This is a genomic window from Nocardioides lianchengensis, from assembly GCF_900101465.1.
Lineage (GTDB): Bacteria > Actinomycetota > Actinomycetes > Propionibacteriales > Nocardioidaceae > Nocardioides > Nocardioides lianchengensis.
In genome coordinates, this window is record NZ_FMZM01000006.1 from 213,357 (window position 1) to 239,237 (window position 25,881).

At 72.4% G+C, this 25,881-nt stretch carries 24 protein-coding genes; 12 read left to right on the forward strand and 12 right to left on the reverse strand.

All coding sequences use genetic code 11. The features are described 5' to 3' along the window. The 3 genes from BLT76_RS12720 (at position 1) to BLT76_RS12730 (ending at position 4,750) form a co-directional block, all read left to right on the forward strand. Positions 1-519: a SixA phosphatase family protein gene (locus BLT76_RS12720; protein ID WP_244509387.1), complete on the forward strand. Its 519-nt coding sequence runs from the start codon at positions 1-3 to the stop codon at positions 517-519. Next, positions 512-994, forward strand: a complete 483-nt coding sequence (locus BLT76_RS12725) for a DUF1990 domain-containing protein (protein ID WP_090856261.1) — start codon at positions 512-514, stop codon at positions 992-994. The genes BLT76_RS12720 and BLT76_RS12725 overlap by 8 nt, the downstream gene beginning before the upstream one ends. 225 nt (positions 995-1,219) lie before the next feature. Then, positions 1,220-4,750, forward strand: a complete 3,531-nt coding sequence (locus BLT76_RS12730) for a M14 family metallopeptidase (RefSeq protein ID WP_139175508.1) — start codon at positions 1,220-1,222, stop codon at positions 4,748-4,750. Between the two features lie 64 nt (positions 4,751-4,814). Here the strand turns inward: BLT76_RS12730 and serB are convergent, their stop codons facing one another. Continuing rightward, positions 4,815-6,032, reverse strand: coding sequence for a phosphoserine phosphatase SerB (gene serB / locus BLT76_RS12735; RefSeq protein ID WP_090856267.1), 1,218 nt, complete (start codon positions 6,030-6,032; stop codon positions 4,815-4,817). A gap of 59 nt (positions 6,033-6,091) precedes the next feature. On the opposite strand from serB, the gene BLT76_RS12740 reads away from it, so the two are divergent. After that, the gene (locus tag BLT76_RS12740; protein WP_090856270.1) at positions 6,092-6,814 is read left to right on the forward strand and encodes a VOC family protein; all 723 of its coding nucleotides are present in this window, start codon (positions 6,092-6,094) and stop codon (positions 6,812-6,814) included. Here BLT76_RS12740 and BLT76_RS12745 read toward each other — a convergent pair. Together BLT76_RS12745 and BLT76_RS12750 are read right to left on the reverse strand one after the other, a co-directional pair. Next, on the reverse strand, positions 6,811-7,797 hold the full coding sequence (locus tag BLT76_RS12745; protein WP_090856273.1) for an ADP-ribosylglycohydrolase family protein: 987 nt from the start codon (positions 7,795-7,797) through the stop codon (positions 6,811-6,813). The genes BLT76_RS12740 and BLT76_RS12745 overlap by 4 nt on opposite strands. A gap of 45 nt (positions 7,798-7,842) precedes the next feature. Continuing rightward, a complete protein-coding gene (locus BLT76_RS12750; RefSeq protein WP_090856275.1) occupies positions 7,843-8,592 on the reverse strand; it encodes a hypothetical protein in 750 nt (249 codons plus the stop codon). 50 nt (positions 8,593-8,642) lie between these two features. On the opposite strand from BLT76_RS12750, the gene BLT76_RS12755 reads away from it, so the two are divergent. From BLT76_RS12755 to BLT76_RS12770, 4 genes are all read left to right on the forward strand, one after another. After that, positions 8,643-9,437, forward strand: a complete 795-nt coding sequence (locus BLT76_RS12755; protein WP_090856278.1) for an ABC transporter ATP-binding protein — start codon at positions 8,643-8,645, stop codon at positions 9,435-9,437. Positions 9,438-9,446: 9 nt separating this feature from the next. Continuing rightward, positions 9,447-9,908, forward strand: coding sequence for an NfeD family protein (locus tag BLT76_RS12760; RefSeq protein ID WP_090856282.1), 462 nt, complete (start codon positions 9,447-9,449; stop codon positions 9,906-9,908). Positions 9,909-10,016: 108 nt separating this feature from the next. Next, positions 10,017-11,105: an SPFH domain-containing protein gene (locus BLT76_RS12765; protein WP_090856643.1), complete on the forward strand. Its 1,089-nt coding sequence runs from the start codon at positions 10,017-10,019 to the stop codon at positions 11,103-11,105. Next, complete coding sequence (locus tag BLT76_RS12770) at positions 11,106-11,873, forward strand: sulfite exporter TauE/SafE family protein (protein ID WP_090856285.1); 768 nt, start codon at positions 11,106-11,108, stop codon at positions 11,871-11,873. 88 nt (positions 11,874-11,961) lie between these two features. Here BLT76_RS12770 and BLT76_RS12775 read toward each other — a convergent pair whose 3' ends face one another. Both BLT76_RS12775 and BLT76_RS12780 read right to left on the reverse strand, forming a co-directional pair. Continuing rightward, complete coding sequence (locus tag BLT76_RS12775; RefSeq protein WP_139175510.1) at positions 11,962-12,339, reverse strand: hypothetical protein; 378 nt, start codon at positions 12,337-12,339, stop codon at positions 11,962-11,964. Positions 12,340-12,364: 25 nt separating this feature from the next. Next, positions 12,365-13,042: a hypothetical protein gene (locus tag BLT76_RS12780; RefSeq protein WP_139175512.1), complete on the reverse strand. Its 678-nt coding sequence runs from the start codon at positions 13,040-13,042 to the stop codon at positions 12,365-12,367. Positions 13,043-13,109: 67 nt separating this feature from the next. Between BLT76_RS12780 and BLT76_RS12785 the strand changes: the two genes are divergently transcribed. Continuing rightward, entirely contained in the window at positions 13,110-13,772 is a 663-nt protein-coding gene (locus BLT76_RS12785; RefSeq protein WP_090856294.1) for a nitroreductase family protein, read from the forward strand. Positions 13,773-13,816: 44 nt separating this feature from the next. On the opposite strand, the gene BLT76_RS12790 is transcribed toward BLT76_RS12785, so the two are convergent. The 7 genes from BLT76_RS12790 to BLT76_RS12820 form a co-directional block, all read right to left on the reverse strand. Next, complete coding sequence (locus BLT76_RS12790) at positions 13,817-14,761, reverse strand: alpha/beta hydrolase (RefSeq protein ID WP_090856297.1); 945 nt, start codon at positions 14,759-14,761, stop codon at positions 13,817-13,819. Continuing rightward, positions 14,758-15,540, reverse strand: coding sequence for a glycerophosphodiester phosphodiesterase (locus BLT76_RS12795; RefSeq protein WP_170867040.1), 783 nt, complete (start codon positions 15,538-15,540; stop codon positions 14,758-14,760). The genes BLT76_RS12790 and BLT76_RS12795 overlap by 4 nt, the downstream gene beginning before the upstream one ends. Beyond that, a complete protein-coding gene (locus tag BLT76_RS12800; protein ID WP_090856304.1) occupies positions 15,537-16,256 on the reverse strand; it encodes a gamma-glutamyl-gamma-aminobutyrate hydrolase family protein in 720 nt (239 codons plus the stop codon). Before BLT76_RS12800 ends, BLT76_RS12795 begins: the two co-directional genes overlap by 4 nt. Beyond that, positions 16,256-17,035 carry a 3-oxoacyl-ACP reductase gene (locus tag BLT76_RS12805; RefSeq protein ID WP_090856307.1) on the reverse strand — a complete coding sequence of 260 codons (780 nt, stop codon included), beginning with the start codon at positions 17,033-17,035 and terminating at the stop codon, positions 16,256-16,258. Before BLT76_RS12805 ends, BLT76_RS12800 begins: the two co-directional genes overlap by 1 nt. Before the next feature lie 201 nt (positions 17,036-17,236). Further along, positions 17,237-18,598, reverse strand: coding sequence for an aldehyde dehydrogenase family protein (locus tag BLT76_RS12810; RefSeq protein WP_090856646.1), 1,362 nt, complete (start codon positions 18,596-18,598; stop codon positions 17,237-17,239). A gap of 8 nt (positions 18,599-18,606) precedes the next feature. Continuing rightward, on the reverse strand, positions 18,607-19,968 hold the full coding sequence (locus BLT76_RS12815) for a glutamine synthetase family protein (RefSeq protein ID WP_090856310.1): 1,362 nt from the start codon (positions 19,966-19,968) through the stop codon (positions 18,607-18,609). 31 nt (positions 19,969-19,999) lie between these two features. After that, positions 20,000-20,734 (reverse strand): FadR/GntR family transcriptional regulator, encoded by a 735-nt coding sequence (locus tag BLT76_RS12820; RefSeq protein ID WP_211752916.1) that lies wholly within the window; start codon positions 20,732-20,734, stop codon positions 20,000-20,002. Positions 20,735-20,892: 158 nt separating this feature from the next. Between BLT76_RS12820 and BLT76_RS12825 the strand changes: the two genes are divergently transcribed. The 3 genes from BLT76_RS12825 to BLT76_RS12835 are packed head-to-tail and all read left to right on the forward strand — an operon-like array spanning position 20,893 to position 25,850. After that, the gene (locus BLT76_RS12825) at positions 20,893-22,485 is read left to right on the forward strand and encodes an amino acid permease (protein WP_090856316.1); all 1,593 of its coding nucleotides are present in this window, start codon (positions 20,893-20,895) and stop codon (positions 22,483-22,485) included. 7 nt (positions 22,486-22,492) lie between these two features. After that, positions 22,493-23,416 carry a phosphotransferase gene (locus BLT76_RS12830; protein ID WP_170867041.1) on the forward strand — a complete coding sequence of 308 codons (924 nt, stop codon included), beginning with the start codon at positions 22,493-22,495 and terminating at the stop codon, positions 23,414-23,416. Next, positions 23,409-25,850, forward strand: coding sequence for a GcvT family protein (locus BLT76_RS12835; protein ID WP_090856319.1), 2,442 nt, complete (start codon positions 23,409-23,411; stop codon positions 25,848-25,850). The genes BLT76_RS12830 and BLT76_RS12835 overlap by 8 nt, the downstream gene beginning before the upstream one ends. Positions 25,851-25,881 lie beyond the last annotated feature (31 nt).

The window sequence follows — 25,881 nt, forward strand, 5'->3', positions numbered from 1 at the left end:
GTGAGCGAGCAGAAGCGGACCCTCGTCGTGATGCGCCACGCGAAGGCCGAGCAGGACGGCACGACCGACTTCGACCGGCGGCTGGCCGAGCGCGGCGAGCGCGACGCGCGGGCCGCGGGCGCCTGGCTGGCCGCGCAGGGCGTGGAGCCCGACGCCGCCCTGGTCTCGGCGTCGGTGCGCACCCACCAGACGTGGGAGGCCGTGGCCGAGGGTGCGGGCTGGGACGCCGACGTGGCGTCGTACGACGAAGCGCTCTACGCGGCCGGTCCGGAGAGCGCGCTCGACCTGGTGCGCGGCGTCGACGACGACGTCCGGACCCTAATCGTGGTCGGGCACAACCCGACGGTGGCCTACCTGGCCCAGCTGCTCGACGACGGCGAGGGCGACGAGGACGCGAGCGCGGAGATGGTCGTCGGCTACCCCACGAGCGCGACCACCGTCCTCGAGGTCGAGGGCGACTGGGAGGACCTCGACGAGGCGGGCGCCCGGGTGGTGGCCTTCCACGTCGGTCGTGGGTGAGCTGACCTACCCGGAGGTCGGCGCCACGCTCGCCGGCCCCTTGCCCGCGGGCTACCACCACCTCTCGGTGGAGCGCCGCATCGGCCCGCGGACGTCGTACGACGACGCGGTGACGCACGTGCTCGGCTGGGGACTCCAGCGCGGTGCGGGTCTCTGCGTCGACCCGTTGCTCGCTCCGGCCACGGTCGGCCTGCGCACCGTCCTGGGACTCGGGCCGCTGCGCGCTCCCGTGGAGGTGGTCGGCGTGCTGGACGAGCCGGACCGGGGCGGGTTCGCCTACGGCACCCTGCCCGGCCACCCCGAGTGCGGCGAGGAGCTGTTCTCGGTCGAACGGCGCCCGGACGGCACCTGGATCGTGATCCGAGCCTTCTCTCGGCCGGGGCGGTGGTTCACGCGCCTGGCGGGACCTGTCGGACGGCTGACGCAGCGCGCGATCACCCGCCGTTACCTGGGATCCCTGGGTCCTCCCGGTTAATTGCTAAGACCAAGTACTAGGAACCCGTTGACGGATTGTCAGGCAATCTGATTGGTTTCAGCCACCCCCCGGACACCTCGCCGCCACCTGCTCCTCATCTCCGCCCCGACCGCCCTCGACGGGCGGTCCTGGGTGGGCGCGAGCGTCCCCTCACGAAGGAGTGGCATGTCTGTTCACCCCCCGAGGCGCCGCTGGTCGGCGCGAGGACTGGCTCTGCTGGGACCCGTGGCGCTGGTCGTCACGACCCTCGCCGGGGCTGATCTGCCCGGCGTCGGCGCGGAGCCCGGATCGCCGCCCGTCGTGCTGCAGCGCGAGCCCGGCGAGGAGCCGATGGTCGTCGACGTCCTCCTCGACGACACGGCTGAGATGGACCGGCTCGTCGCCACCGGCGTCGACCTGGATCACGGTGTCGAGCGCACCCCCGATGGGTTGAAGGTGCGCGCCGTCGTCACCGACAGCGAGATCGCCACTCTCAAGAAGGCCGGCTACGAGTTCGGTGAGGTCCTCTACACCGCCGACGACTCGGCTGCCGCCCTCGCCGGGCGCGAGGCCACGATCGCGGCGGACTCCGCCGCGAACCGGGCCGTCGCGCGGGGGGCGAAGACCGGCCTCCGGGCGCTCCCGGGTTCGACCCCGGCGGACTCCTCGGACGTCCGGATCATCCGCGCCGACTACTACACCAGCTTCGGGGTCGGGGTGCTGTCCGTCGAGGCGAAGCTGCTTCCGGCGAGCACCACGAGCCCCCCGCTCACGGTGCAGCGCGACAGCGGGCCCGGGACGCCGATGGGCTCGGGCGGCACGCAGACCGTCTCGCGCTTCGTCGATGCCGGCGTGTACCTCTACCACCTCGGCGCGACCAACGTGAACGTCGACGTCCGCGGGGAGTCCGTCCGTCCCGACCGGATCCAGATCACCAGCCCGAGCGGTGACGTGGCGATCGCGAAGGTCAACGACTGGCTGCCCACCGGGACCGAGGACGACCCGTTCAAGGGGGCGGGCTACCAGGAGGACTTCATCTCGAAGTACCTGGTCCCGACCGAGCTCTACCAGCGCGTCGAGCAGCTGGCCGCGACGTACCCCGACCTCGCCGAGGTGGTCACCCTCCCGAACGCCTCGCAGGGCTACCGGCGCAAGGCTCAGGCGATGCTGGAGCCGACCAACCGCCTGACGGCGACGATCAGCGGACAGGACGTCGACCTGCCGTATGCCGCCGCGACCAGCGGGGCCTGGGCGACGCTGGCGCCCACCGCGGGCACCACCCCGTCGGCGGTCGCCGTACGACGGGTGAGCGCCGCGGCGAACCCTGCCTGGCCCGCAGCGACGCCGGCCATGGGGTGCGGCACCCTGAGCGGGCTGACCGGCGCGATCGCGGTCATCGACCGGGGCGAGTGCAGCCTCGCGGACAAGGTGCTGAACGCGCAGAATGCCGGCGCCGTCGCCGTGGCGCTCGTCAACGCCACCACCGGCCTGGCGTCCGCGCCGAGCGGCAGTGCCACGCCGACCGGCGGCTCGACGGCGGTCACGCTGCCGACCGTCGGCATCTCCTTGATGGACGCGACCCGGATCCGCAACGGCGGCAGCACGGTGACCGGTCGTCTGGTGCCGGCCGCGGTCGTCCCGAACAGCTCGCGGATCGGCGTCGAGTCGCTGGCCTGGGGCCACGAGGGCGGCAACGACGTCACCGTCCAGGTCGTCGACCCCGCCGCGCCCGACGCGCCGCTGAGCGTCAGCGTCACCGGAACGGCCATCACCGTGAGTGCCGCGACCGACGGCGCCGGGGCGATCGTCAGCACCGCCACCCAGGTGATCGCCGCGCTGCTCGCGGAGCCCGCTGCCGCGGCCCTGGTCGACGCCTACCCCTACCGGACCGAGACCGGCAGCGGCGTCGTTCGCGCGACCCCGGTGGTCCGCCTCAGCGACAACCTCAACGCTCCGGCCTGGGTCTCGCGGGACCCGCACCCGGTCTACGCGCTGAAGATCGGCAAGACCCGGAACGGATCCAAGCCGGGCGTCCTGGCCTACGCCCAGGAGCACGCCCGCGAGTGGGTGCCCCCGCTGGTGACGCTCGAGGCGGCGGAGCGGCTGCTGCGCAACTACGCGACGCACGCGCCGACCCGCGAGCTGGTCGACAACCTGGAGATCTGGATCGCGCCGTCGATCAACCCCGACGGTGGCCACTACTCGTTCTTCGACTTCGCCTCGCAGCGCCGCAACATGACCCGGCACTGCGTGAAGGGCGGGGTGTACGACGCGACCGGCCGCAACAGCTGGGGCGTCGACCTGAACCGCAACTTCACCGAGTACAGCGCGCACGACGGCTACTCGGGCGCGTCGGCGACCAACTGCACCAGCGACACCTACGCCGGCCCGACCGAGCTCTCGGAGCCGGAGGCTCGCAACGTCGACTGGATGATGGCGCGGCCCAACATGCGCTACTCGATGAACATGCACTCGTCGGGTGACTACTTCATGTGGGCGCCGGGCTCCTACAAGGACGCGGGTCGAGAGACGGCACCGCGCCCGAGCGTCGGCGAGGAGGCCTACTTCTGGCAGGCCTCGAACCGGATCCTCACCGCCATCAAGCGTGAGCGGGGCATGACGGTCACCCCGGCCCGGACCGGGCCGATCATCGACGTGCTCTACTCCGCGGCCGGCAACTCCGGCGACCTCGCCTGGTACAAGTACGGGCTCTACGGCTGGAACTTCGAGGTCGGCCGCACCTTCCAGCCGCCGTTCGAGTCGCTCACGCCCACCGGGCCCGGGGCGCACCAGGAGGCGATGGAGTACGCCAACGGCCTCGTCGAGCTGCTCCGCGTCGCCCGGGACCACGACGTCGACGTGACGGCCCCGAAGACGGCGCTGGAGTTCGTGGAGACGTCCGACCCCGAGCAGGTCGAGTTCGTGTTCACCTCCGACGAGGCGGTCGAGATCTTCTACACGCTCGACGGCACCGTCCCCACCACGAGCACCGCGACCGAGTGGAAGTCGGCCGGCGACCGCGAGGGTGGTGAGCGGGTCCGGGTCCCCAAGGGCACGCGGGTCCTCTGGTACGCGGTCGACGCGGCCGGCAACGTCGAGGCGGGCTACGACCCGACCAGGACGGACGGGCGCGGCTATCGCAAGTGGATCGCCGACCCCGCCTGGGAGCCCGAGGCGGCGACGCCGGAGGTCAGGCTCACGGTCTCGCCGACCAGCCTGCAGCAGGGCCGTACGGCGACCGCCACGGTGGCGGTGACCGCCGAGAACGACTTTGACCTGGCGCCCTCGGGCACCGTCACGGTCCGCGCCGGCGGCGTCGCGGTCGGGGAGATCGTCCTGGGTGCCGACGGCACCGGCCGCGGGACGGTCGGCCCGTTCACCACGGCCGGCTCGATCCCGGTCACGGCGTCGTACGCCGGTGACGACCTGACCGCGGCGGGCACGTCGGCCGCCGTACCGGTCCGGGTCGTCGCCGCACCCGTGGCCAAGGTCGCTTCCCAGACCCGGGTCCTGAAGGTTCGCCCGAAGGCGGTCACCCGGACCACCCGGCCCCGGCTGACGGTCGAAGTCACCGCGTCGCGGCCGGTCACCGGTCCGGTCGTGGTCCGGTCCGGCGGCAAGGTCGTCGGGCGCGGGACGGTCACGGCGAACGGACGCCTGGTCGTGCGCCTGGCGAAGCTGGGACGGCCCGGGCGCAAGGTGCTCGCGGTCCGCTACCTCGGCAACGCGCAGGTGAAGGCGTCGGCGACGCGGGTGGTGGTGCGCGTCCGGCGCTGAGCGGGCGCTCGCACGATCGGCGGGCCGGTGGCACCTCGGGGTGTCGCCGGCCCGCAGCCCGTCGTCAGACCGGCGGCGCCGGGGTCACGAAGCCGGCCTCGGCGTCGGCGGCCTCGATCTCCTCGCGGGAGATGCCGAGCAGGTAGAGGATCGCGTCGAGGTAGGGCACGTTGACCGAGGTGTCGGCGGCGTCGCGGACCAGGGGCTTGGCGTTGTAGGCGATGCCGAGGCCGGCCGCGTTGAGCATGTCGAGGTCGTTGGCGCCGTCGCCGATGGCGATCGTGGCGGCCTCGGAGACCCCCACCTCGGCGGCGAACTCGCGCAGCGCCTGCGCCTTGGCGGCCCGGTCGACGACCGCGCCGACGATGTCGCCGGTGAGGTGGCCGTCCACGATCTCCAGCTCGTTGGCCCGGGCGAAGTGGATCCCGAGGTCGGCGGCGAGCCGGTCGGTGATGTGGGTGAAGCCGCCCGAGACGATCGCGAACCGGTAGCCCAGCCGTCGCAGGGTCCGGACCATCGTGCGCGCGCCCGGGGCGAGCAGGATGGCGTCGTACACCTCGTCGAGGGCGGAGGCCGGTACGCCGGCCAGCAGCCGGACCCGCTCGCGCAGCGACTGCTCGAAGTCGAGCTCGCCGCGCATCGCCCGCTCGGTGATCGCGGCGACCTCCGCCTCGCAGCCGGCGTGGGCGGCGATCATCTCGATCACCTCGCCCTGGATGAGCGTGGAGTCGACGTCCATGACGATCAGCCGCATGCCGCGCCGCAGCAGGTTGGCCGGCTGCACCGCCACGTCGATGTTCTGGCGGGCGGCCTCGACCGCGAGCACGGCACGCAGCGCGTCGGGCTCGGCACCCGAGACGTGCAGGTCGATGGCGGTGACGGGGTAGCGCGCCATCCGCTCGATCCGGTCGATGTTGGCGCCGGCGTCGGCGATGCGACCGGCGATGGCCGACATCGCGGTCGCCTTGAGGGGGCTGCCGATCACCGTGACGTGGGAGCGGCCCTCGGGGCGGGGCCGGTTGTCGCCGGTGCCGCGGTCGACGTCGACGCTCATCCCGAGCTCGTCGGCGACCTGCTCGACAGCGGTGCGCAGCCGCTTCCAGTCGCGGGGCGCGGTGACCAGGACACCCAGGACGAGGCGTCGGCGGAGCACGATCTGCTCGACGTCGACGACCTCGACGCCGGCCCGCGCGAGGGTGGCGAACACGGCCGAGGTGACGCCGGGCCGGTCCTTCCCGGTCAGCGTGATGAGGAGGGTCTCGGGCTTCGCGTCGGTGGCCATCGTGGGCCGAGGCTATCGCTGCTGGAGTCCTGTCGGTGGTCTGGGCCAGGGTGGTGGACATGGATGCTGACCTCGACGCCCGGCCCGATCCCCACGAGACCCTGACCCGGTTCGCCGACGCGATCGCCACCCGGGACTGGGACGGGCTGGCCGCCCTGCTGGCCGCCGACTTCGCTGCCCGGCTGGTGCACACGGGGGAGACCTTCGACCGGGACGGCTTCGTCGCGTTCAACCGCGACTACCCGGGACCGTGGACCTTCGCCCTCGAGGACGTCGTCGCCTCCGGCTCGACCGGAGTCCTCCGGGCCCGGGTGTCCGCCGAGCCCGTGACCTACTACGTCGCCTCCTTCGCGACCCTCGACGAGTCCGGCTCGATCGTCGACCTGACCGAGGTCTGGACCGACGCGGTCGCCACCGACGGCGGCCGGCCACACCCGCACCACGGCCTGGACTACGTCGAGATCGGCGTCGCCGACCTCGCGTCGGCCCAGACGTTCTACGCAGCCGCCTTCGGGTGGGAGTTCAACGCCTACGGCCCCGCCTACGCCGGCATCCGGGCTCCGTCGGGCCGTGGCGAGGTCGGCGGCCTCACCCCGGGTCGCCCCGCCGCGCCCGGCGGGCCGCTGGTGCTGCTGTTCTCCGACGATCTCGACGCCAGCGTCGCGGCGGTCAGCGCTGCCGGCGGCACGGTCACCGAGGGTCCCTACGACTTCCCCGGCGGCCGCCGGTTCCACTTCACCGACCCGAGCGGCACCGAGCTGGGGGTGTGGTCGACGAGCTAGTGACCTGGCGCGAGCGCGAGCAGGTCCGCGTACCGATAGCCGGGCCATCCGTGGATCGCGCGGCACCACTCCTCGGGGACTGCGTTCGCTCCCCAGCGCGCACCCAGCAATCCGCCCGCGATCGCGGCCACCGTGTCGGTGTCGTCCCCGATCCGGATCGCGCCGTGCAGCCCGCGTTCGAGCTGACCTGGCGTCTCCGGAGTGTGGGCGATGGCAGCGGCTGCTGCCTGCAGGGCGGTCACGGTGAACCCGTTCGGAGTGAACTCCTGGCCCGGGACGTCCTCGGACCGCCGCTCCGGGCTGAGCGCGTCGGCGAGCCAGTCCGCCCATTGCTCGGACCGCGAGGTCAGGAGGTCGAGCCTCGCGGTCAGGTCGATTCGGCCATCCACGACCGCCACCCGCACCGCCTCGCTCCACAGGACGCACGAGTCGCCGGCCAGCGGATCGGCGTGGGTCAGACTCGCCACCCGTCGGGCAGCGTCGGCGAGCGCCACTCGGTCGTCGAGGTGGGCGAGCGCCACGGGGGCGGTCCGCATCAGCGCGCCGTTTCCGGCTGAGCGGGGATGGTCGAGGGCGTCGATCGTCGCTTCCTGGGCGGGCACCCGACCCGGCCCGTCCTCGCCGGCCTCCAGTCGGGAGGACGCCGCTCCGAGCACCCTCGACGTCTGGATCCCGATGTCCGGCGGTGAGGACCTGTACCAGCGGACGAAGCCCTGGGCGATCACGTCCAGCGCTGCCGGAGTGGCGACCGAACCCGTCGCTCGCACGGCCTCGGCGATGACGATCGCCATCGAGGTGTCGTCACTCCACTCTCCGGGCGCGAAGTCGCCGAGCCCGCCGCCCAGCATCGCGGCATCCTGACCTGCTCCGGGAGGCGTGGCGAACTCGTAGTGCACGCCGAGTGCGTCGCCGACCGCGCTGCCGATGAGTGCGCCGGCGGCGCGGTCGGCCTGCGTGGGCGTCAGCTGCGGAAGTGTCGGCACGCGGTCATCCTCGCGCAGCGCGCAGCCGTCGTACGACGTCCTGCCCTAGGCCGGCGGCCAGCCTTCCGGCGAGCAGGCGGCGACGAGCGCGCGCCGGCCGGCGCGGGCGAGCGGCTGGAGCGCCTCCCGCCGGGCCGCGATCTCGTACGACGACACCGCGCCGCCGTCGTCCTCCAGCGCGAGGTCGACGATCTCGGCGGCCTGCAGCCCGCGGGCGGCCAGCTCGACGCAGCGCGCCGGGACGCCGTCGGGCGCGCTCAGCGGCTCGCGGTGCCGCAGGTTCATCAGCCGGTCGGCCACCTCGGGACGCCAGCGGGCGACGTCGAGGTCGGCCAGGGTCTGCGCCGTCTCGATCAGCGCGGCCCGCAGACCCCGGTCGGCCTCGCCGACGTCCGGCATCTGGCGCCGCTCCGCACGGTGGGCCACCCAGGTCACGGCAGCGCCCACGCGTACCGGCACCAGACCCACTCCGGCGTCGACGGCCACGACCGCCTCACCGGCGTCGAGCGCCGCGTCGTTGAACGTCCGGGGCCCGCCCAGGCCGACCGGGTCGCCCTCCACCGGGAACGCGGCGCCGATCCCGGTCGCGCCCTCGGCCCGGAGCCGGCCCAGCCCGGTCAGCAGGCCCTCGGCGGCGTCGCCGCCCCCGAGGCCGAGGCCCGAGAGGGAGGCGACGACGTGGGTGGCGTCGTCGTCCACGACCGCGTCGACGAGCAGGTCCGCCACGACGTACCCGCGCAGCCAGGAGGTGCCCCACCACGCGAGACGGGCGGCGGGCGGCAGCGGTGAAGTCACGGCCGAGGACACTACGCCGGGCCGTGGAGCCGTCTGGATAGGGTTGCCTCATGAGCGCCGTGCTGGACTTCGCCGACGTCACCGTGCGGCGCGGGCAGTCGACCCTCCTCGACCGCGTGAGCTGGACCGTCGAGGAGGACGAGCGGTGGGTGATCCTCGGCCCGAACGGTGCCGGGAAGACCACGCTGCTCCAGGTCGCCTCCGCGCAGATGCACCCCACCGAAGGCGTCGCGGGGATCCTCGAGGAAGTCCTCGGCACGGTCGACGTCTTCGAGCTCAAGCCGCGGATCGGGCTCACCAGCGCCGCGCTCGCCGAGCGGATCCCGCGCTCCGAGCGGGTCCACGACGTGGTCGTCTCGGCGTCGTACGGCGTGGTCGGCCGCTGGCGCGAGGAGTACGACGACCTCGACCACGACCGGGCCACCAGCCTGCTCCGCGAGCTCGGCGCCACGCACCTCGTTGACCGGACCTTCGGCACGCTGAGCGAGGGGGAGCGCAAGCGGGTCCAGATCGCCCGAGCGCTGATGGCCGACCCCGAGCTGCTGCTTCTCGACGAGCCCGCCGCGGGCCTCGACCTGGGCGGGCGCGAGGACCTGGTGGCGACGCTGTCCGTGCTCGCCTACGACCCCGACTCGCCCGCGACCGTGCTGGTCTCCCACCACGTCGAGGAGATCCCGCCGGGCTTCTCCCACGCCCTGCTGCTGCGGGAGGGCCGGGTGATGGCCGCCGGCCTGCTCGACGACGTGCTGACCGAGGCCAACCTGTCCGCCACGTTCGGCATGCCGCTGGTCCTCAGCCACGAGGACGGCCGCTGGGCGGCCCGACGGCGCACCCGGCGCCGGTAGGGTCCGGTCATGGACTGGCTGAGCGACAACCACTGGGCGGGCTGGCTGAGCGCCGCGGTCGCGCTCGGCGTGATCGAGGTGTTCAGCCTCGACCTGATCTTCGCGATGCTGGCCTTCGGGGCCGTGGTCGGCCTGGTCTCCTCCGCGCTCGGAGCGGCGTTCCTCGTCTCGTTCCTGCTGGCCCTCGGCACCGCCGGCGCGACCCTCTTCCTGCTCCGGCCGCCGCTCATCAAGCGGCTGCACGGCGGACCCGACCTGACCATGAGCCACGGTCGGCTGGTCGGCAGCCAGGGCGTCGCGGTCTCCCGGATCACCGGCGTCGAGGTCGGCCAGGTCCGGCTCGCCGGCGAGCTCTGGTCGGCCGCGCCGTACGACGACACGCTGGCCATCGAGCCCGGCGAGGCCGTCGAGGTGCTGGAGATCCGCGGCGCCACGGCGTACGTCCACCCCGTCCCCCGCCTCGACCCCTAGCGCTCGACCCCACAGCTCTACACACCAAGCTCTCGGAAAGGAGCCCTCGTGGATGGCGTCATCGTCCTCGTCCTGCTGGGCCTGATCTTCCTGTTCATCGTCACGGTGATGGCCAAGACCGTGCGGATCGTGCCCCAGGCGCGCGCCGGCATCGTGGAGCGGTTCGGCAAGTACAAGCAGACCCTGCCGGCCGGCCTCAACATCGTGGTGCCGTTCATCGACAAGGTCCGCTACCTGATCGACCTGCGCGAGCAGGTGGTGAGCTTCCCGCCCTCGTCGGTGATCACCGAGGACAACCTGACCGTCGAGATCGACACGGTCATCTACTTCCAGGTCATCGACCCGGTGGCGGCGACCTACGAGATCGCCAACTACATCCAGGCCGTCGAGCAGATCACCATGACCACGCTGCGCAACATCGTCGGCGGCATGGATCTGGAGCAGACCCTGACCAGCCGCGAGACGATCAACTCCGGGCTGCGCGGGGTGCTCGACGAGGCCACCGGCAAGTGGGGCATCCGAGTCGGTCGGGTCGAGATCAAGAGCATCGACCCGCCGCCGTCCATCAAGGACACGATGGAGAAGCAGATGCGCGCCGACCGCGACAAGCGCGCCGCGATCCTGACCGCCGAGGGCCAGCGACAGTCGGCGATCCTGACCGCCCAGGGCCAGAAGGAGTCGGCGATCCTGTCGGCGCAGGGTGACCGGGAGTCGCAGATCCTGCGAGCCCAGGCCGACCGTGAGGCTGCGATCCTGCGGGCCCAGGGCGAGGGCCAGGCCATCCAGACGGTGTTCCAGGCGATCCACGACGGTCGCCCCGACCAGTCGCTGCTGGCCTACCAGTACCTCCAGATGATGCCGAAGATCGCCGAGGGCGACGCCAACAAGGTGTGGATCGTCCCGAGCGAGATCGGCAAGGCGCTCGAGGGCCTGGGCTCGACGATGAACAGCCTGCAGGGGATCCCGCAGGAGGTGGACGGCCCGGTCAAGCGGGTCGACATGGGCCCGACCCAGCCGCAGGTGGCCGAGGCGCGCGGCGAGGATGCCGAGGTCTCGAAGGCCAATGCCGCGGTCGAGGCCGCGATCGCCGAGGCGCAGTCCGCGGCCAACCCGCGCAAGCCCGCCGAGCCGGAGCAGGTCGGCAGCACCGATCCCTCGATCGATCCCGGTGAGGTACCGCCGGCGCCCGCCCCCTAGGTGCCGCCCCTCCTCGAGGCGCTCGCGATCCTGCTCGCGGGTGTGGCCGCGGGCGGGATCAACGCGGTGGTGGGGTCGGGAACGCTGATCACGTTCCCGACCCTGCTCGCGTTCGGCGTCCCGCCGGTCGTCGCCAACGTCTCCAACAACATCGGCCTGGCACCGGGCTCGGTGTCCGGCGCGATCGGCTACCGCCGCGAGCTCGTCGGTCAGCGCGCCCGCGTGCTGCGGCTGGTCAGCGGGTCGTTCCTGGGCGGCCTGCTCGGCGCCGTACTCCTGATCGTGCTGCCCGAGGGCGCGTTCGAGACGATCGTGCCGGTGCTGATCGGGCTCGGCATCGTGCTGGTCGTCGTCCAGCCGCGGCTGTCGCGCCGGGTCGCGGCCCGTCGGGAGGCGGCCGGTGCGCCCGCCTCACGCCCGGACCCCTGGTGGGTCTGGCCGACGACCGCCCTCGCCGGCGTGTACGGCGGCTACTTCGGCGCCGCCCAGGGCGTGATCCTGATGGGCATCCTCGGAATCGGCATCGACGAGTCGCTGCAGCGGCTGAACGCGGTGAAGAACGTGCTCGCCGCAGTGGTCAACGGGGTCGCCGGAGTGCTGTTCGTCTTCGTCGCCGATGTTGACTGGTGGCTGGTCCTGCTCATCGGGACCGGAGCCGTCGTCGGCGCGCAGCTCGGCGCCTCGGTGGGCCGGCGACTGCCGCCGACGGTGCTGCGCGCGGTCATCGTGGTGGTCGGGCTGGCGGCCCTGGTGTCGTTCGCGGTCTGACCCGGTGGTGCTGGTTGGTCACATTCAGCAACTAAGACGGCTCTCAGTTGACGTTTGTGACCAAGCGGCGTCTTTAGGGGCCCGCCGGTCAGGCGACGGCCTTGACCTTCTTCTTGGTCCGCAGCCCCAGGAAGCCCGCGAGCACCGCGCCGATCGCGACGCCGATGAACGGCCCGGCGGCCTTGGGCTGGACCGTGCCGTCCTGGATGCCGAGGTAGCCGGTGCCGGCGTCGGCGGCGTCGACGAGGGTGCCGAGGAGGACCAGGTTGCGGCGGGTGCCGCCGCGGGCGAACAGGGTCGCGGCGCCGAGCGCCACCTCGCGCGAGCCGAAGAGCCGGGTCACGTAGGGGAGCTGCGGGTTGCCGGTGGTGTCGAGGTTGAGCAGCCGACCGCCGAGGCGGGGGTCGGCCAGCGCGACGGCGCCGACGACGATGCGGCCCAGGGAGAGTCCGGTCACAGGATTCATGCCCCGGACCCTAGCGGGCCGGCGCTCAGCCGACGCGGACCCGGGGACCGTAGGGACCGTCGATACTCGTCGAGGGGGTGGCGCCCCGAGGCTCCCAGCGGTCCGAGCGCAGGGTCTCGTTCTCGTCGCCACCGAAGGCGTACGACGACACGCCTGCCCGCACCCATCGCGGGTCGCGCAGACATCGACGCGAGACGACGACCACGACCCGGTCGCGGGCGTGGTCGATGCGCCCACGCAGCCCGCGGCAGCTCGCGTCAGGACCGGCGATGGCGAAGGTCCCGCACGGATTGTCCTCCGTCGGTTCGACGTCGATCGCGTCGTAGTCCGGCAACGTCATCAGGGCGACGCGTGTCGCCGAGCTGCCGGCGAACCGGGAGACCTCGATCTCGACGTCGCGCCTCTGGGTCCGCAGGTAGACGGTGGTCGAGCGGGCATCGCGTGGGGCGACGTCGCGGAACCGAACCGTCACCCGGACCTGACTGCGGGAGTGCCGGACGCCCACCCGGGTGATGTCCTGGGTCCGATCCGCCGGGTCCACCCGATCGGTCCAGGTGCCGCACGGCTCGGGCTCGGAGGCGTAGGTGGTGACCACGACGTCGCGCGAGGCGTCTCGGTCCGACCACGTCGCGCCGAGGGCGGGGAGGGGCAGCAGGGTCGGCGCGCTGAGGACGCCCACCAACAGGAGAAGACGACGGAGCACCGAACGATTCTCCGGGTCCGGGCGGGACGGCGCAGGCCTTCGCCGAAACACGTGACACTCTCGTCACATGGACCTGTACGACGTCATGCGCACCACGCCGGCCGTCCGCGAGTTCACCGGCGACCCGCTGCCCGACGAGGTGCTTCACCGGATCCTCGACCAGGCCCGGTTCGCGCCGAGCGGCGGGAACCGGCAGGGGACGCGGGTGGTCGTCGTGCGCGACTACGCCACGCGGGAGCGGCTGGCCGAGCTCAACGAGCCGGCGGTCCGCCGCTACGTCGCGCAGGCGAAGGCCGGCCAGAGCCCGTGGAACCCGCTGGAGGAGCCGACGCCCAGCGCCGCGGAGATCGCGGCGACCGACGTGCCGGCGGCGTTCACCGAGCCGCTGCGCACCGCCGGTGCCGTGCTCGTGTTCCTGGTCGATCTCGGCGTCGTCGCGGCCACGGACCAGGACCTCGACCGGGTCGGCCTCGTCGCCGGTGGCTCGGTCTACCCCCTGGTCTGGAACGTGCTGCTCGCCGCCCGCGCCGAGGGGTACGGCGGCACCATCACCACCATGGCGGTCGCCGAGGAGCCGGCCGTGCTGGCGCTGCTCGGAGCGCCGGACCGCTACGCGCTCGCCGCCGTCGTCCCGCTCGGACGGCCGGTGAAGCAGCTGACCCGGCTGAAGCGGCAGGAGGTCGCCGACTTCGTCACGCTCGAGACGTTCGACGGCGAGCCGCTCACCTAGATGACCAAGTCCCAGGGCTCGCACGCTCCGCGGGACTTGGTCATCTAGTCGACGTAGGCGCAGTGCCAGCGCGCGATCTCGTCGTACGCCTGCGCGCGGGGGCCGGGGAGGGAGAGGACGACGTCGTGGCGGGCGCCCTCGATGGCGGCGTAGGTGACGTGCGGGCCGACGGCGGTGGACCAGCGCCGGATCTGCTTCACGTCGAGGACGATGTCGAAGCCGTGCACCTCCGGACCCATCTCGACGGGGCTGGCGGAGGCGCCGGAGGAGAGCACCAGCACCGGGCAGGGTACGGCGAGCCCGCGCTGCAGCCGGGCGTGCCCGATCCGGATCGCCCGCAGCCAGCCGGTGGTGACCGCGAACGACTCCAGCGGCTTCCAGGTCAGGTCGAAGTCCCATTCGCCGTCGTGATCGCGGTGCAGGCTGCGGCCGTAGAGGCCGCTGACCTTGCGCGGGATCTCGCGCAGCGGCTGGCGCGCCCCGAGCTGCTTGACCACGGCGGTGCCGACGGTGCGCATCAGCAGCCCGGCCTGGAAATCGAGCCAGGGCGAGTTGAGGACCATCCCGGCGAGCCCGTCGGGCCGGCGGGCGTCGGCCCACAGCGACACGGTCAGTCCGCCGGTCGAGTGCGCGGAGATCACGACGTGATCGTGCCCGTCCCGGCCGGTGACGACCTCCCACGCCGCGTCGAGGTCCTCGGTGTACTCGTCGAGGTCGGCGACGTACGTCGGGGTCTGGTGCGGCCGGATCGAGCGGCCGTACTTGCGCAGGTCGAGGGCGTAGAAGTCGTAACCGCGCAACGTCCACCACTCGGCGTACGCGGTGTGGAAGAAGTAGTCGGCGAAGCCGTGCACGTGCAGCACGGCCCGCCCGGTCGGGGCGTCGGCGGGACGGTGCACCAGGGTGGCGACCACCTCGCCCTCGTCGTCGGGCGCGAGCGCGAGGGTCTCGACGACGTAGGGCTCGCCGAGGATGTCGGTCTCGGTCATGCGCGCAGTCTGGCAGCCCGCCGGTCCCGGACCTCGAGCGCCAGGTCGGGGTGGTTGGTGGTGACCAGCCAGGCGCGGCCCGGCTTGAGCCAGTAGTGCAGCGACTTCTCGGTATCGATCGTCCACACCAGCAGCGGCAGGCCGCGGCGGCGGGCGAAGCGGGCGACGCCGTAGCGGGCGAGGGTGTGGTTGGCGACCATCACGTTGGCGAGCGACGCGCGGTAGCGCAGCCGCGGGAAGAGCTCCGACAGCCGGATGCGCACGGCGGCCCGCAGCGGGAGGCCGCGCACGCGCCGACCGAGCGAGAGGCCGGCCAGCACCGGCAGCCCCTCGGCGTCGGACCACTCGCGGACGGCCCGCACGGACCGGTCGTCGAGCGTGGTGACCACGATGTTCTCGGCACCCATCACCTCGACGGCCCGGGCGACCGCGGCGATCTCGTGGGCGCCGCCGGGGGAGGAGAACTTCAGGTCGATGTGCGCCCGGGCCCGGCCGGCGAGGATCTGCAGCACCTCGTCGTAGCGCAGCACGTGGGGCCGGGTCGCCTGGAACTGCGCCAGCGTCGACTCGCGCACCCAGCGCTTGCGCCCGTCGACCTGGATCCAGTCGTCGTGGTGGAGCAGCAGCTCGCCGTCGCTGCTGCGGTGCACGTCGAACTCGACGTAGTCGACGCCGAGGCCGAGCGCCCGGTCGAGCGCCTCGCGGGTGTTCTCCAGATCCTTGTCGCCGCCGGCGCCGCACCGGTGGGCGCTGAGCAGGACCGGGTCGCGCGGCCTCACTGCACGTCCCGCCCGAACGCGTACGACGCCGCCTCCCGGACCAGGCCGGCGAGCAGCCCGACGTCGGCAGCGGTCTCGGGGTGCCACTGGACGGCCACGCGGAACCGGGCCTGGGGATCCTCCATGGCCTCCAGCGTGCCATCAGCGGCGTGCGCGGCCGGCACGTACCCCGGGTGTGTCCGCACCGACTGGTGATGGTGGCAGCTGACGACCAGCTCGGAGCCGACCAGTCCGGCGACCCGGGTGCCCGCCACCGTCGCGACGGTGATGTCACCGAAGACGTCTCCGCCGGGACTGTGCCGCTCGTCGCCGACCAGGTCGGGCGTGTGCTGGTCGAGCTGCCCGCCGGCGTGCACGGCCATCAGCTGCATCCCGCGGCAGACGCCCAGGACGGGCAGGCCGCGGAGCTCGGCGGCGTCGAGGAGCGCCAGCTCCCACGCGTCGCGATCGGCCCGCCAGGCGGCGGTCCGGGGGTGCGGGGGCGCGTCGTAGCGTCCCGGGTCGACGTCGGCCCCGCCGCTGATCACCAGCCCGTCGAGCCGGACCACGACCGCCTCGGCCGAGGCCGGCCCCTGTGGCGGCAGCAGCACCGGGACGCCGCCGGTGGCCTCCACCGCCTCGGCGTACTGCGTCGGCAGCAGGTCGGCGCGCTGCCGCCAGACCCCCCAGGCCGCGTCCTCGCGGTAGGTGGACAGGCCGATGACCGGGACCGACATCAGAGGGGGGTGACGTAGGCCCCGGAGATGCCGCCGTCGACCAGGAACGTGCTGGCGGTCATGAACGAGGAGTCGTCGGAGGCGAGGAAGAGGACGGCGGCCGCCATCTCCGACGGCTCGCCGAAGCGACCCATCGGGACGTGCACCAGGCGGCGGGCGGCCCGCTCGGCGTCCTTGGCGAACAGCTCCTGCAGCAGGGGCGTGTTTACCGGGCCCGGGCAGAGCGCGTTGACCCGCACGCCCTGCCGCGCGAACTGCACGCCGAGCTCGCGGGTCATCGACAGCACCCCGCCCTTGGACGCGGAGTAGGAGATCTGGGACGTCGCCGCCCCCATCACCGCGACGAAGGACGCGGTGTTGATGATCGACCCCCGGCCCTGCTCGAGCATGTGGGGGAGGGCGGCCTTGCAGCACAGGTAGACCGAGGTCAGGTTGACCTCCTGCACCTTGCGCCACGCGTCCAGGTCGGTGTCGAGGATCGAGTCGTCCTCGGGCGGGCTGATGCCGGCGTTGTTGAACGCGATGTCGACCGAGCCGTAGGTGTCCTTCGCGGTCTGGAAGAGCGCGTCGACCTGGTCCTTGTCGGTGACGTCGACGTGGACGTAGGTCGCGAACTCGGGCCCGCCGAGCTGACCGACGATCTCGTGCCCGCGCTGGTCGTCGATGTCGCCGATGACGACCTTGGCGCCCTCTTCGACGAAGCGTTCGACGGTCGCCAGGCCGATGCCCGAGCAGCCGCCGGTGATGACCGCGACCCGGTCCTGGATCCTGCCTGCCATTTCTCTCCGTTCGGTGGTCGAGTAGCCCCGTGAGGTACGAGCGGGGCGTCTCAGGTTTTCGGTGGTCGAGTAGCCCCGTGAGGAACGAGCGGGGCGTCTCGGGTTTTCGGTGGTCGAGTAGCCCCGTGAGGAACGAGCGGGGCGTCTCGGGTTTTCGGTGGTCGAGTAGCCCCGTGAGGAACGAGCGGGGCGTATCGAGACCTAGTGACTGATGAAGACGTTCTTCTCCTCGGTGAACGACATCGGCGCGTCGGGTCCGAGCTCCCGGCCGAGACCGGACTGCTTGTAGCCGCCGAACGGCGTCCAGTAGCGCACCGCGGAGTGGCTGTTGACCGAGAGGTTGCCGGCCTCGACGGCGCGGGCCACGCGCAGCCCGCGGCCGAGGTCGTCGGTGAAGATCGAGCCGGACAGACCGTAGTCGCTCGCGTTCGCGAGCTCGACGGCGTGCCCCTCGTCGTCGAAGGGCATCACCGCGACCACGGGCCCGAAGACCTCCTCGCGCCAGATCCGGGCGCCGGGGTCGTCGACGGTCACGACGCTCGGCGGCACCCAGAAGCCGTCGCCGCCCGGGGTGGTCCCGGCGAACGCGACCTCGGCCTCGTCGAGGTAGGAGCGGACCCGGGCCTGCTGGCCGGCCGAGATCAGCGGTCCCATCTCCGCGCCCTCGTCGGTCTCCGGCACTGCTACCCGGAACCCCTCGACCGCGGGCTGCAGGTGGGTCAGGAACTCGTCGTACGCCGAGCGCTCGACGAGGATCCGCGAGCGGGCGCAGCAGTCCTGGCCCGCGTTGTCGAAGACGGCGTACGGCGCGGTCGCGGCGGCCGTGGCCAGGTCGGTGTCGGCGAACACGATGTTGGCCGACTTCCCGCCCAGCTCGAGGGTCACCCGCTTCACCTGCTCGGCGCAGCCCGCCATGATCCGCTTGCCGACCGCGGTGGACCCCGTGAAGGTGACCTTGCGGACCAGCGGGTGCGTCACGAAGCGCTCCCCGACGACCGGGCCGGCTCCCGGCAGCACGGTCAGCACGTGCTCGGGCAGGCCGGCCTCGAGGGCCAGCTCGCCCAGCCGGATCGCGGTGAGCGGCGTCAGCTCGGCGGGCTTCAGGACGACGGTGTTGCCGGCGGCGAGGGCGGGCGCGAAGCCCCAGGCCGCGACCGGCATCGGGAAGTTCCAGGGCACGATGATGCCGACGACGCCCAGCGGCTCGTGGAAGGTCACGTCGGTGCCGCCCGGCACCGGGATCTGCCGGCCGAACATCCGCTCCGGCGCCCCGGCGTAGTAGTTCAGGCAGTCGCGGACGTTGCCGGCCTCCCAGCGGGCGTTGCCCCAGGTGTGGCCGGCGTTGCGGACCTCCAGGCCGGCCAGCTCCTCGACGTGGGCGTCGACGACGGCGGCGAAGGAGCGCAGCAGCCGGGCGCGCTCGCCGGGTGCGACGGCGCGCCAGGACGCGAACGCCTCGTGGGCGGCTGCGATGGCGGCGTCGGCCTCCCCGAGCGAGGCCAGCGGGACGTCCTGGATCGGGACGGCGGTGGCCGGGTTGACGAGGGTGAACAGGTCGGACATGCCCGAGCTCACAGCCTTTCGAAGCCGCGACGCAGCTCCCAGTCGGTGACGGCGGCCTGGTACGCGGCGATCTCCACGTCGGCCATGTTGGTGTAGTGGTCGACCACGGCGTCGCCCAGGGCGGCCCGGGCCACCGCGGAGGTCGTGAACGCCTCCCGGGCCGCGGACAGGGTGGCGGGCACCTTCGGCCGGCCCGAGGTGTAGGCGTTGCCGACCAGCTCGGGCTCCAGCTCCAGGCCCTGCTCGATGCCGTGCAGCCCGCCCGCGAGCATCGCGGCCAGCGCGAGGTAGGGGTTGGCGTCGGCCCCGGGCACCCGGTTCTCCATCCGCGCGCCCGCGCCGTGCCCGACCAGGCGTACGGCGCAGGTGCGGTTGTCGAGGCCCCAGGCGATCGTGGTCGGCGCGAACGAGCCGTCGGCGAAGCGCTTGTAGGAGTTCACGTTCGGCGCGAAGAGCAGCGTGAAGTCGGCGACGGTGGCGAGCACGCCGGCGACGAACCGGTCGTAGAGCGGCGTCCGCTCGCCGTCCTTCCAGAACACCAGCTCGCCGTCGGTGCCGCGCAGCGAGAGGTGGATGTGGCAGGAGCTGCCCTCGCGCTCGTCGTACTTGGCCATGAAGGTGATCGCCTTGCCCTGCTGGGCGGCGATCTCCTTGGCGGCGTTCTTGTAGACGACGTGGTTGTCGGCGGTGGTGAGCGCGTCGGCGTAGAGGAAGCCGATCTCGTGCTGGCCGAAGTTGCACTCGCCCTTGGCGCCTTCGACGTCGAGGCCGGCGTCGTACATGTGGTTGCGGATAGAGCGCAGCAGCGGCTCGACTCGGGTGGTGCCGAGGATCGAGTAGTCGACGTTGTACTGGTTGACCGGCGTCAGGCCGCGGTAGCCCGCGTCGTGGGCGGCCTCGTACGTCGTGTCGAAAGCGATGAACTCGAGCTCCGTGCCGGCCAGCGCGGTCCAGCCCTGCTCGGCGCAGCGGTCCAGCTGGGTCTGCAGGATGGTGCGGGGCGACTGCGGGACCGGGGAGCCGTCGGTGAGGGCCAGGTCGCACTGCACGAGCGCGGTGCGGGGCAGGTGGGTCAGCAGGCGGACCGTGCGCTCGTCGAGGACGAACTCCATATCGCCGTACCCCTGCTCCCAGGACGAGATGGCGTAGCCGTCGACGGTGTTCATGTCGACGTCGACGGCGAGCAGGTAGTTGCAGCCCTCGGTGCCGTGGCCCACGACGTGGTCGACGAAGTAGCGGCCATGCAGGCGCTTGCCCTGGAGCCGCCCCTGCATGTCGGTGAAGGCGACGATCACGGTGTCGATCTCGCCCGCCCCGATCCGGGCGACCAGGTCGTTCATGCTCAGGTGTCGCTCGTTGCGCAGGGTCATGCGGTGCTCCTCATCGGTGCTCCTCATCGGGTCAGCCCACCAGACCACGCAGGAGCGCGGCCGTGTCGTCGCAGTGTTCCTCCATGGCCGCTCGGGCGCGCTCGGGGCGCCCCGCGAGGATCGCGCGTACGACGGCCGCGTGCTGCCGGTCGGAGTGCGCGATGTTCGTCTCCAGCACCGGGATGGCCAGCAGCATCTCGTGCAGCGCCGACTGCACCGACGTCACCGCCTCGACCATGCGGGGTGAGGCGCTGAGCGTGGCGATGGTCAGGTGGAACCGCGAGTCGGCCTGCCGGTGGTCGGCGGGCCGGCGGGCGGTGGTGACGTCGTCCAGCGCGAGCTGGAGCTGGGCACGGGCCGGCTCGGACAGCGGCAGGCTCGCGGCGAGCGCGGCCGCCCCGGGCTCGATGACGCGGCGGAAGTCGAGCGAGTCGAGCCAGTCCGCGCGCCGCTCCGGCGACACCCGGGCGGCCGCGCGGGCCGACGGTGACCGTGGCTTGAGCGTGACCACGGTGCCGCCCCCGCGGCCCCGGGTGGTCTCGACCAGTCCGGCCTGCCGCAGGGCCGCCATCGCCTCCCGCAGGGTGGCCCGGGAGACCTGCAGGCGCGCCGCCAGCTCGCGCTCGGGAGGGAGGACCGAACCGAGCGGGTAGACGCCGAGCCGCATCGCGGTGGCCAGCTGCTCCACGCACGCCTCGAAGGCGTGGTGGCCGCGCACCGGCCGCAGGACCGCCTCGGGCAGCCCGGCTGCGGGGTCGGCGGTCATGCGGTTCATCCTCTGGTCGGCGGGGGTGGTGCGTCAATCGTCCCCACAGAGTAAAGGTCTGGGTTCATACCAATTTTACGGGAGAGTGTTTACACCCGGATTCCGACGGGTCTAGGTTCCGGTTCACGAATGCACGAGCAGCCCGGAAGGTGTGTCGCATGACCGCAGAGACCCCGCCGCTGAACGAGGACGAAGCCCACCTCGCCCGGCTCGGCTACAAGCAGGAGCTGAACCGGACCTGGTCCGGCTTCTCGAACTTCGCGATCTCGTTCTCCATCATCTCGATCCTCGCCGGCTGCTTCACGACGTTCGGCCAGGGGTGGAGCAACGGCGGACCGGTCGCGATCACGTGGGGCTGGCCGATCATCTCGATCTTCATCCTCATCATCGGCTTCACCATGTCGGAGCTGGTCTCGGCGTACCCCACCTCGGGTGGCATCTACTGGTGGGCGGCGAAGCTCGGCGGCCCGGCGGCCGGGTTCTTCACCGGGTGGCTGAACCTGATCGGCCTGATCGCCGTCACCGCATCCGTCGCGTACGGCGCGGCCACCTTCCTCGACATCACGCTGAGCACCATCAGCACCGGCTGGGCCGAGGACTACAGCCTGTCCCGGGTCTTCGTGCTCTTCGTGCTGATCATGCTGCTCGCGGTGCTGCTCAACGCGTTCGGGGCGCACCTGCTGGCGCTCATCAACAACATCTCGGTGTGGTGGCACGTCGCCGGCGCCGCGGTGGTGATCCTGGTGCTGGTCATCGTGCCGGACCACCACCAGGACATCTCGTTCGTCATCAGCGAGCGGATCAACAACTCCGGCTACGACGCCGGGTCCAACAGCGGTGGCGTCTACTGGTTCCTGGTGCTGCCGCTCGGCTTCTTGCTCACGCAGTACACGATCACCGGCTTCGATGCCTCGGCCCACCTGTCCGAGGAGACCTCGGCGGCGTCCTCGGCCGCGGCCAAGGGCATCTGGCGCTCGATCTTCTACTCCGCCATCGGTGGCTGGATCCTGCTGCTGTCGTTCCTCTTCGCGGTGCAGGACCCCGACGGCGTGACTGCCGGCATCAACTCCGGCCTGAACGGCGCGGACGTGATCTTCGGCCAGGCGCTGAGCGACGGCTGGCACATCCTGATCCTGGTGATCTCCACGGCCGGACAGCTCTTCTGCGCGACCGCCTGCCTGACCAGCGCCTCGCGGATGTCCTTCGCGTTCAGCCGCGACGGTGCCATCCCCGGGTCCTCGCTGTGGTCGAAGGTCGCGCGCAACAAGATCCCGGTCAACGCCGTCCTCCTGTGCGCCGTGGTCGGTGTCCTGATCACCCTCCCGGCCCTGATCGAGGTCAACATCGGGACGCCCGAAGAGCCGCTGATCGTCCCGACCGCGTTCTACGCCGTGGTGTCGGTGGCGGTGATCGGCCTCTACCTCGCCTTCGCCATCCCGATCTTCCTGCGCTGGAAGATCGGCGACGCCTTCGAGGCCGGGTCCTGGACCAACGGCTCGAAGTACAAGTGGATGAACCTGGTCGCGACCGCCGAGATCGTCATCATCTCGATCTACTTCATCCTGCCCCTCTACCCGGCGGGTGTGCCGTGGGACGACGCCTTCACGTGGAAGTTCGTGAACTACGCCCCGATCCTCACCTTCGGAGCGCTGCTGCTGCTCACGATCTGGTGGAACGTGTCGGCGAAGAAGTGGTTCACCGGGCCCAAGCACACCATCGACACCGCCGTCATCGAGGCCTTCGACGACTGACCCAATCGTGACGGGGACGACCGGTGACGTCGGCCTGGACCGCCTCGCCTGCCTGGCGGGGCGGTCCTGGGTCGGGTCCGACCTGCCCGGCGGGCTGACCAACCGCAACGTCCGGGTCACCACCACCGACGGTGGACCGCCGCTGGACCTGGTGGTGCGCTGCTCCCAGGGCGACCCGGGACTGCTCGGCATCGACCGCGACGCCGAGCACGCGAACACGGTGGCCGCCGCGGCGGCCGGGGTGGGGGCGCCGGTCGTCGAGTACCGGCCCGATCTCGGGATGCTGGTGATCAGCTTCCTGGAGGGACGCACCCTCGAGGACGCGGACTTCGCGGACCCGGGGGTCCTGCAGCGGGCGGCGGACGCCTGCCGACGGCTGCACGCCGGGCCCGCCTTCACGGGCCGGTTCGACATGTTCGAGCGGCAGGCGTCGTACCGCTCGACGGTGCGCGAGCATGGCTTCCGGCTCCCCGCGTCGTACGACGACCACGCGGCCGCGTGGGACGACGTACGACGGGCGCTGGCCGCCGCGCCGCGTCCGGGGGTGCCCTGCAACAACGACCTGCTGGCAGCGAACTACGTGGACGACGGGGAGAACGTGCGGCTGATCGACTACGAGTACTCGGGCACCAACGACGCCTGCTTCGAGCTCGGCAACACCAGCACCGAGTGCGACTTCACGCCGGAGCAGGTGGAGGCCTGGACGGTGGCCTACTTCGGCGACCCGACGCCCGCCGACCTCGCCCGGGTGCAGGTCCAGGCGCTGTGCAGCGAGTACGGCTGGGCGCTGTGGGGCTTCATCCAGGCGACCGCGAGCCCGGTCGACTTCGACTTCTTCGGCTGGGGCCTGGAACGGTACGAGAAGGCGGTCGCGCGGTTCCGCTCGCCGGGGCTGCCCCGCCTGCTCGAGACGGTGGCCACCAGTGGCTGACCTCCCGTCGCGCGCCCGGGTCGTGATCGTGGGCGGGGGCGTGATCGGCACGTCGGTCGCCTACCACCTGACCCGGCTGGGCTGGACCGACGTGCTGCTGCTGGAGCAGGGCCGACTCTCGGGCGGGACGACCTGGCACGCGGCCGGCCTGGTCGGCCCGCTGCGGGCCTCCGAGAGCGGCACCCGCCTGGTTCAGTACTCCGCCGAGCTCTACGACTCCCTGGAGGCCGAGACCGGGCTGGCCACCGGCTACCGCAACGTCGGGGGCGTCATCGTCGCGCGCACCGAGGACCGGATGGTGCAGCTTCGCCGTACGGCGGCCAACGCGGCGGCCTACGACCTGCCCTGCGAGCTGGTGAGCCCGGAGCGGGCGCAGGAGCTGTGGGCGCCGATGCGGGTCGACGACCTGCTGGGCGCGCTGTGGCTGCCGGGCGACGGCAAGGTCAACCCGACCGACCTGACCCAGTCGCTCGCGAAGGGAGCCCGGCAGCGCGGCGCGCGGATCGTCGAGAAGGTCCGGGTCACCGGCTTCGACGTGACCGAGACCCCGGCCGGGCGACGCGTCACCGCGGTGCGGACCGACCGGGGCGACGTCGAGGCCGAGGTGGTCGTCAACTGCGCCGGTCAGTGGGCCAAGGCGCTCGGTGACCTGGTCGGCGTGACCGTCCCGCTGCACTCCGCCGAGCACTTCTACGTGGTCACCGAGGCGATCGAGGGCGCCCATCCGGACCTGCCGATCATGCGCGACCCGGACGGCTGGACCTACTTCAAGGAGGAGGTCGGCGGCCTGGTCGTGGGCGGCTTCGAGCCCGAGGCCAAGCCCTGGCGCTCGCCCGACGACCTGCCGTACCCGTTCGAGTTCCAGCTCCTGGCGGAGGACTGGGACCACTTCTCGGTCCTGATGGACGAGGCGCTGCTGCGGATCCCGGCGCTCGAGCACACCGGCATCCGCAAGTTCTACAACGGGCCCGAGTCGTTCACGCCCGACAACCAGTTCCTGCTCGGCGAGGCGCCCGAGCTGGACGGCTTCTTCGTCGGGGCCGGGTTCAACTCGGTCGGCATCGCCTCGGCGGGCGGGGCCGGCCGAGCGCTGGCCGAGTGGATCGTGGCGGGGGAGCCGCAGGACGACCTGGTCGGCGTCGACGTACGACGCTTCGCGCCGTTCCACGGTGACAAGGCCTGGCTGCGCTCGCGGGTCGCCGAGGTGCTGGGCCTGCACTACGCGATCCCGTGGCCGCACCGCGAGCTCGAGTCGGGCCGTCCGCAGCGGGTCTCGCCGCTGCACGAGCGACTGGCCGCGAAGGGCGCGGTGTTCGGCACCCGGATGGGCTGGGAGCGGCCGCTCGTCCTCGGCCCCGCCGAGCTCGACCACACCTGGGGCCGGCCGGACTGGCTGGCCGCCTCGGCCGCCGAGCAGCGGGCCTGCCGGGAGGCGGTCGCGATCTTCGACCAGACCTCGTTCTCCAAGTACGTCGTCGCCGGCCCGCAGGCCCTCGCTGCGCTGCAGTGGCTGTGCGCGGCCGACGTCGACGTCGCGGTCGGCGGCTGCGTCTACACGCCGTTCCTCAACGTCCGCGGCGGCTACGAGGCCGACCTCACCGTGACCAGGACCGGCCCGGAGGAGTTCCTGCTGGTCTCCAGCTCGGCGACCACGATCCGCGACCTCGACTGGATCCGGCGGCAGAGCACGGCGGCCGGCGTCGGCGTCCGGGGCACCGACGTCACCGAGGCGTACGCCGTGCTCGGGGTGATGGGCCCGCGCTCGCGCGAGCTGCTCGAGAGCCTGACCCCCGCCGACCTGTCGGAGGAGGGCTTCCCGTTCGCCACCAGCCGCGAGGTCCGGCTCGCGGGCTCGACCGTCCGCGCGACCCGGATGACCTACGTCGGCGAGCTGGGCTGGGAGCTGATGGTCCCGGTCGCCGAGGCGGCCGACGTGTACGACGCGATCGCGGCGGCCGGAGCGTCGTACGGGCTGGTCGACGGGGGCTACTCGGCGATCGAGTCGCTGCGCCTGGAGAAGGGCTACCGCGCCTTCGGGCGCGAGCTGACCCCGGTGCTCACGCCGGTCGAGGCCGGCCTGGTCTTCGCCACCGCGCTGGCCGGCGACAAGCCGTTCCTCGGGCGGGCGGCGCTGGAGGCGCATCGAGCCGAACTGGCCCGCGGGGGAGCCCGGCGCCGGGTGGTGTCGATCGCGCTGGCCGACCCGGAGCCGATGCTGTGGGGCGGCGAGCTGCTGCTGCGCGACGGCGCGCCGGTCGGGCAGGTGACCAGTGCGGCCTGGGGCGAGACCGTGGGTGCCTGCGTGGGCCTCGCGCTGCTGCGCCACGACGGCCCGGTCACGGCCGACGAGCTGGCGGCCGGGGGCTACCAGGTGGATGTCGGGGGCGACCGGCACGACGTCCGGGTCACCCTGCGGGCGCCGCTGGCGGGCTGACGGATCGACGTCGCCTACCGTTCTCCCTACC

Coding starts and splice junctions, on each gene's coding strand:
- BLT76_RS12740 (WP_090856270.1), top strand. CDS start 6,092: ATGGATGCTGACCTCGACGCCCGGCCCGATCCCCACGAGACCCTGACC.
- BLT76_RS12815 (WP_090856310.1), bottom strand. CDS start 19,968: ATGACCCTGCGCAACGAGCGACACCTGAGCATGAACGACCTGGTCGCC.
- BLT76_RS12810 (WP_090856646.1), bottom strand. CDS start 18,598: ATGTCCGACCTGTTCACCCTCGTCAACCCGGCCACCGCCGTCCCGATC.
- BLT76_RS12790 (WP_090856297.1), bottom strand. CDS start 14,761: ATGACCGAGACCGACATCCTCGGCGAGCCCTACGTCGTCGAGACCCTC.
- BLT76_RS12765 (WP_090856643.1), top strand. CDS start 10,017: ATGGCCAAGACCGTGCGGATCGTGCCCCAGGCGCGCGCCGGCATCGTG.
- BLT76_RS12820 (WP_211752916.1), bottom strand. CDS start 20,734: ATGACCGCCGACCCCGCAGCCGGGCTGCCCGAGGCGGTCCTGCGGCCG.
- BLT76_RS12785 (WP_090856294.1), top strand. CDS start 13,110: ATGGACCTGTACGACGTCATGCGCACCACGCCGGCCGTCCGCGAGTTC.
- BLT76_RS12825 (WP_090856316.1), top strand. CDS start 20,893: ATGACCGCAGAGACCCCGCCGCTGAACGAGGACGAAGCCCACCTCGCC.
- BLT76_RS12760 (WP_090856282.1), top strand. CDS start 9,447: ATGGACTGGCTGAGCGACAACCACTGGGCGGGCTGGCTGAGCGCCGCG.
- BLT76_RS12805 (WP_090856307.1), bottom strand. CDS start 17,035: ATGGCAGGCAGGATCCAGGACCGGGTCGCGGTCATCACCGGCGGCTGC.
- BLT76_RS12755 (WP_090856278.1), top strand. CDS start 8,643: ATGAGCGCCGTGCTGGACTTCGCCGACGTCACCGTGCGGCGCGGGCAG.
- serB (WP_090856267.1), bottom strand. CDS start 6,032: ATGGCCACCGACGCGAAGCCCGAGACCCTCCTCATCACGCTGACCGGG.
- BLT76_RS12800 (WP_090856304.1), bottom strand. CDS start 16,256: ATGTCGGTCCCGGTCATCGGCCTGTCCACCTACCGCGAGGACGCGGCC.
- BLT76_RS12775 (WP_139175510.1), bottom strand. CDS start 12,339: ATGAATCCTGTGACCGGACTCTCCCTGGGCCGCATCGTCGTCGGCGCC.